The following is a 5,445-nucleotide window of genomic DNA, read 5'->3' as shown; positions in this document are numbered from 1 at the left end:
GGAAGCGGCCGCCTAAGCACCGGACAAGATCCGCGCCCACCGAGCAAAGTTGGCGACGACGCATGAATTCAACCATGGATCGAGGCCTACGTGCCACGCCTTAGCTCGTCCAGGTAGTTGGCCCAAGCCTGCATCATCTTCTTGCGCTCTCCCAGGTGGGTAGTCCGGTTGTACGCCCGCCCCAGCGGATCCCGCACCGCATGGGCAAGCTGATGCTCGATGAAGTCCGGCCTGAACCCAAGCACCTCGTCCAGCAAGGTTCGCGCCATGGCCCGAAATCCATGGGCAGTCATCATCTCGCCATCGAACCCGAGGTTCCGTAGAGCAGCGTTGATCGTGTTCTCACTGATTGGCTTCTGGATGCTGCGCACGCTGGGAAAGACGTACCGGCTTTTCCTTGCATAGGGCCGGACATCCTCCAGGAGCTCGACGACCTGGCCAGCCAGAGGAACGATGTGCTGGGTCTGGGTCTTGTTGGTGATGTAACGCCACTCAGCAGCATCCAGATCGATATCCTCCCAGCGCGCCGCACGGAGCTCGCCCGGCCTGACGAATAGGAGCGCCGAGAGCTTGAGCGCAGCGGACACGATCGGCGACCCCTGGTAGCCGTAGATGGCCTTGAGAAGCTTCGCCACCTCCCCCGGCTCCGTCAGGCTGGAGAAGTGCTTGGTTTTCGTAGGGGTCAGCGCACCGGCAAGACTCAGGGCGGGGTTGTTCTCTGCACGGCCGGTGGCGATGGCATAGCGAAAGACCATGCCCGCGGCGGCGCGAGCCCGATGTGCCGTCTCAACCGCTCCACGGGCCTCGATCTTCCGGAGGGCTTTCAGCAGGATTGGCGCAGTCACGCTCCGAACGGGCAGATCAGCGATGCTTCCCAGGTCGCGCTCCAGCATCCGGCGCTCCCGTACGACTGACCCGGGGGTCAGCTTCTTGGCCCGTTGCGCCACCAGTTCCTTAGCAAGCGCGCCAAAGGTATTGCCGGCCTCTTCCTCCTGTGCCGCCCGCTCGATCTTCACCACGAGAGCCGGGTCCATGCCCTTCTTGAGCTGGGCCCGGGCCTTGTCCCGCTCGGCGCGAGCTTCTGCCAGGGAAACCGCCGGGTAGTCGCCGATGGTCAGCATGTTCGCCTTGCCGGCGAACCGGTACCGATAACGCCAGATCCTGGCTCCAGAAGGCCTCACCTCGACGCACAGCCCATTGGCGTCGGCGACGCGATAGACCTTGCCCTGGGGCTTGAGGCTGCGCAGCTTGGTGTCCGTCAACATGGCTGTGAGTAACCGGTATGTGAGTAAGCGAAGACCTTCCGGCCATCTTACTCGCACCGTTACTCACGTTCCAGCCGGATGGGGGTGCACACCACCGGACCCGGCCGGACACGAAAGCCACGGAGCACAGCCACTTTGCTAGGATATTCGGACTGATCTGGACGTGGTCGGATCAGCAGATGGTGGGCCCACAGGATTCGAACCTGGAACCAAAGGATTATGAGTCCTCTGCTCTAACCGTTGAGCTATAGGCCCGCAACGACGGCACAGTGTAGTGGAGCGCGCGTAGGGCGACCACTTGCCCGTGCGCGTTGGGACAGCGCCGCTGCACCGAAGTGGCCGACCGGTGCTGACCGTCTCGCGCGGGCGGCAAAGAAAAACCCCGCCTGGGCGGGGTTTTTCGCGTTCAACCCTACCGCCTGGAAATCACTCGATATCCAGGAAGCTGCGCAGCTGCTCCGAACGGCTCGGGTGACGCAGCTTGCGCAGCGCCTTGGCCTCGATCTGGCGGATGCGCTCGCGGGTGACGTCGAACTGCTTGCCGACTTCTTCCAGCGTGTGGTCGGTATTCATGTCGATACCGAAGCGCATGCGCAACACCTTGGCTTCCCTCGGGGTCAGCCCACCGAGCACGTCGCGCACGGTTTCCGACAGGTTGATGTTGACCGTGTTCTCCACCGGGGACTCCACATTGGTGTCCTCGATGAAGTCGCCCAGATGCGAATCCTCGTCGTCGCCGATCGGGGTTTCCATCGAGATCGGCTCCTTGGCGATCTTCATCACCTTGCGGATCTTGTCCTCGGGCATGTCCATTTCCTTGGCCAGCTCCTCCGGGGTGGCCTCGCGGCCGTACTGCTGGAGCATCTGGCGGGAAATGCGGTTGAGTTTGTTGATCGTCTCGATCATGTGCACCGGAATACGGATGGTGCGCGCCTGGTCGGCGATCGAGCGGGTGATCGCCTGGCGGATCCACCAGGTGGCATAGGTCGAGAACTTGTAGCCGCGGCGGTATTCGAACTTGTCCACGGCCTTCATCAGGCCGATGTTGCCTTCCTGGATCAGATCCAGGAACTGCAGGCCGCGGTTGGTGTACTTCTTGGCGATGGAGATGACCAGGCGCAGGTTGGCCTCGACCATTTCCTTCTTGGCCTTGCGCGCACGGGCCTCGCCATAGGCCATCACACGGCTGATTTCCTTCAGCTCTTCCAGCGACAGCGACGTCGCCTTCTCCACGTCCTGCGTGGCCTGCTGTTCGGAAATGATCTGGTCCTTCACATCACGCAGGGCCGAGGACCACTTCTGCTTGCGCTTCAGTGCATCTTCCACCCATTCCAGATTGGTCTGGTTGCCTTCCCAGGAACGGATGAAATCCTTGCGCGGCATGCGTGCGGTGATCGTGGCCAGATGCAGCACGCGGCGCTCCTGGGCCTTGACCGAAGCCATCACATCGCGCAACTGCTTGACCAGCACGTCGGTCAGCGGCAGCGGCAGCTTCAAGGTCACGAACGTGGCAGCCAGTTCGTCACGCAGCTTGGTACGGGCCTTGTCATCGCCCTTGGCATGGGCTTTCTTGAACTTGGCCATGTCACTGGCCAGCTGTTCCATGCGACGGGCAACTTCAAGCGGATCCGGACCGGTCGGACCGGCTTCCTCTTCGGCGACGTCGTCGTCTTCCTCTTCAGCCTCGGTGTCGGCCTCGGTGTCTTCGCTTTCAGCGACCACGGCCGGCGCCGGCTCTTCTTCCACCAGATCGTTGAAGCCGACGATGATTTCAGCCAGGCGCTTCTTGCCCTCTTTGTGCAGCTCGTAATCGGCCAGCACGGTTTCCACGGCCATCGGGAAGGTGCCCAGTGCGGCCTGCACCTGGCCCAGGCCTTCTTCGATGCGCTTGGCGATGGCGATTTCGCCTTCGCGGGTCAGCAGCTCGACCGTACCCATTTCGCGCATGTACATGCGCACCGGGTCGGTGGTGCGACCACCTTCGGTGTCGAGTGCGGTCAGGGCGGCCGCCGCTTCTTCAGCAGCGGTGTCATCGACTTCGCGGTTGCCCGTGTTGCCGTCGCTCAGGGCCAGCGTGTCGGCATCGGGCGCGACTTCATGGACATCGATGCCCATGCCGGTGATGAGGGCGATGATGTCTTCGATCTGCTCCGGATCGACCATGTCGTCGGGGAGGTGGTCGTTGACTTCGGCGTAGGTCAGGTAGCCCTGTTCCAGGCCCTTGCTGATCAGAAGCTTGATGTCGTTTTGCTGGGCAGGACGTTCGTTGGCCATGTAATGCTCGCGCCACCGGCGGGGAAAGAAGAGAACCTACTATTATACCTGCGCAGCATAACGCTTGCCGGGCGGTGGATTCACGGCGCGTCAGGATCTGAGCAGAAACGTCACCGGTCCGTCATTGACCAGGCTCACTACCATATGGGCACCGAAGCGGCCGGTTTCCACCCGTGCGGTGTGTTTTTCGCGGCAGATGGCCACCAGTTGATTGAAAATACGTTCAGCTTCGTCGGGGGGCGCCGCCGTGCTGAAGCCCGGACGCATGCCGGAGCGGGTGTCGGCGGCCAGCGTGAACTGGCTCACCAGCAGCAGGCCACCGCCGGTATCGCGCAGGGAACGGTTCATTCTGCCGGCATCGTCGGCGAAAACCCGGTAGCCGAGCAGGCGATCGGCCATCCGTGACAGGGCCGCGGCGTCATCGCCCGGCTCCACCCCCACCAGCGCCAGCAGGCCTTGGCCGATTTCGCCGACCACAGTTTCATCGACCGTGACCGAGGCCCGGGTGACACGCTGGATCAGGGAAAGCATGGCGGCTCCTGGCAAAAGGAGGGCGAACCTTAACATCGCGCGGCAGCGGCTAAACTTGGCACATGAAACCGGACACCGCCGCCAAGCTCTACTATCGCCTCGCCTCCGTGCTCACCCGCCTGCCGTGGTCGTGGCAGCGTTCGCTGGCCGACAGCGTGGCCTGGTTGTGGCGGCGCATCGACGCCCGCGAAAGCCGGGTGACCCGGCGCAATCTGGAGCTGGTGTATCCGGAACTGCCGGCGGCCGAGCGCCAGCGCCTGCACCGCATCATCTTGCGTACCACCGCCCGCCAGGCCCTGGAAACGCTGTACCTGTGGACCCATCCGCCAGCGAGCAACCTGCAACAGCACTTGGTCGAGCGCCACGGCCAGGCGCTGTACGACGCGGCGCTGGCCTCGGGCCAGGGCGTGATCGTGGTGGCGCCGCACTATGGCAACTGGGAGCTGCTCAACCAGTGGCTGGCCTCGCGCGGCCCGTTCGCGTTCGTCTACGCGCCGCCGGAGAACCCCGCCGGCGATGCCTTCCTGCAGCGGGTGCGCAGCGGCGACAACGTGCGCCAGGTCCGCGCCGAAGGTCCGGCCGTGCGACAGCTGTTCAAGGTGCTCAAGGACGGTGGCGCGGTGGCGATCCTGCCCGACCAGCAGCCCAAGAATGGTGACGGCGTGTTCGTGCCGTTCTTCGGCCTCCAGGCCCTGACCATGACCCTGGTCAACCGGCTGGCCGAACGCACCGGTGCGAGGGTGCTGTTCGCCTGGTGCGAGCGGATCGGCCAGGACCTGGAATTCGCGCTGCATGTCGAACCGGCCCCGGCGGCCATGGCCGATCCGGATCTGCAGGTCGCCGCGGCCACGCTCAATGCCGGCATCGAACGCATCGCCCGCCGCGACCCGTCGCAGTACCAGTGGACCTACAAACGCTACACGCTGCGCCCCCCCGGCAGCGGCGAGAAAGACCCGTACGCCACCGCCAGACACCCGCACTGACGCGTTGCCAGCAACACTGCGTCGCCCGACCGCGCCGATTGAATCCCCGGCCGGCGACCCCCATTAGGTTTCCGATGAGCGCCCTGCCCTCCCCTGCAACTTCATCCGCCGGTTTCCCCCAGACTGCGGCCATCCACTGCGAACGGGCAGCGGCCGAGCTTCGCGCCGGGCGTCCCCTGGTGATCGTCGATGGCGACCGGCGCAGTGCCGTCATCGCCTTGGACAGCGCCACCGCTGCCAGCTTCAGCGCCTTCGCCGATGCCGCGGACCAGCGGCACTACCTGTTCCTGACTCGCCCGCGCGCGCAGACGCTGGGAATCGCCGCCGAACACGGCATCCGCATCCCGCTGGCCGGCCTGACATTCGACAGCCTGCCGGCGCTGGCCTACCTG

Annotated in this window: 4 protein-coding genes, 1 tRNA gene and 1 pseudogene; 2 read left to right on the top strand and 4 right to left on the bottom strand. The window is 64.4% G+C overall.

The window, feature by feature from the left end:
* Nucleotides 1–86 precede the first annotated feature (86 nt).
* The 4 genes from JCM9942_RS10380 to dtd all read right to left on the bottom strand — a co-directional run bounded on the left by JCM9942_RS10380 (nucleotide 87) and on the right by dtd (nucleotide 4,070).
* Nucleotides 87–1,265 (bottom strand): tyrosine-type recombinase/integrase, encoded by a 1,179-nt coding sequence (locus JCM9942_RS10380; RefSeq protein WP_054659492.1) that lies wholly within the window; start codon nucleotides 1,263–1,265, stop codon nucleotides 87–89.
* Between the two features lie 180 nt (nucleotides 1,266–1,445).
* Nucleotides 1,446–1,520, bottom strand: a tRNA-Ile gene (locus tag JCM9942_RS10375).
* A 171-nt stretch (nucleotides 1,521–1,691) separates the two neighbouring features.
* On the bottom strand, nucleotides 1,692–3,539 hold the full coding sequence (rpoD, locus tag JCM9942_RS10370) for an RNA polymerase sigma factor RpoD (RefSeq protein WP_054659490.1): 1,848 nt from the start codon (nucleotides 3,537–3,539) through the stop codon (nucleotides 1,692–1,694).
* A gap of 90 nt (nucleotides 3,540–3,629) precedes the next feature.
* Complete coding sequence (gene dtd, locus JCM9942_RS10365; protein WP_054659488.1) at nucleotides 3,630–4,070, bottom strand: D-aminoacyl-tRNA deacylase; 441 nt, start codon at nucleotides 4,068–4,070, stop codon at nucleotides 3,630–3,632.
* 62 nt (nucleotides 4,071–4,132) lie between these two features.
* Here dtd and JCM9942_RS10360 point away from each other — a divergent pair, with 62 nt between their 5' ends.
* Both JCM9942_RS10360 and JCM9942_RS10355 read left to right on the top strand, forming a co-directional pair.
* A complete protein-coding gene (locus JCM9942_RS10360) occupies nucleotides 4,133–5,053 on the top strand; it encodes a lauroyl acyltransferase (RefSeq protein ID WP_054659486.1) in 921 nt (306 codons plus the stop codon).
* A gap of 74 nt (nucleotides 5,054–5,127) precedes the next feature.
* Nucleotides 5,128–5,445 (top strand): annotated as a pseudogene (locus JCM9942_RS10355) (GTP cyclohydrolase II RibA); the annotation flags it as partial.

The sequence above is a fragment of the Stenotrophomonas pictorum JCM 9942 genome (genome assembly GCF_001310775.1).
Classification (GTDB): domain Bacteria; phylum Pseudomonadota; class Gammaproteobacteria; order Xanthomonadales; family Xanthomonadaceae; genus Stenotrophomonas; species Stenotrophomonas pictorum.
This window is presented reverse-complemented; position numbering and strand designations above follow the sequence as displayed.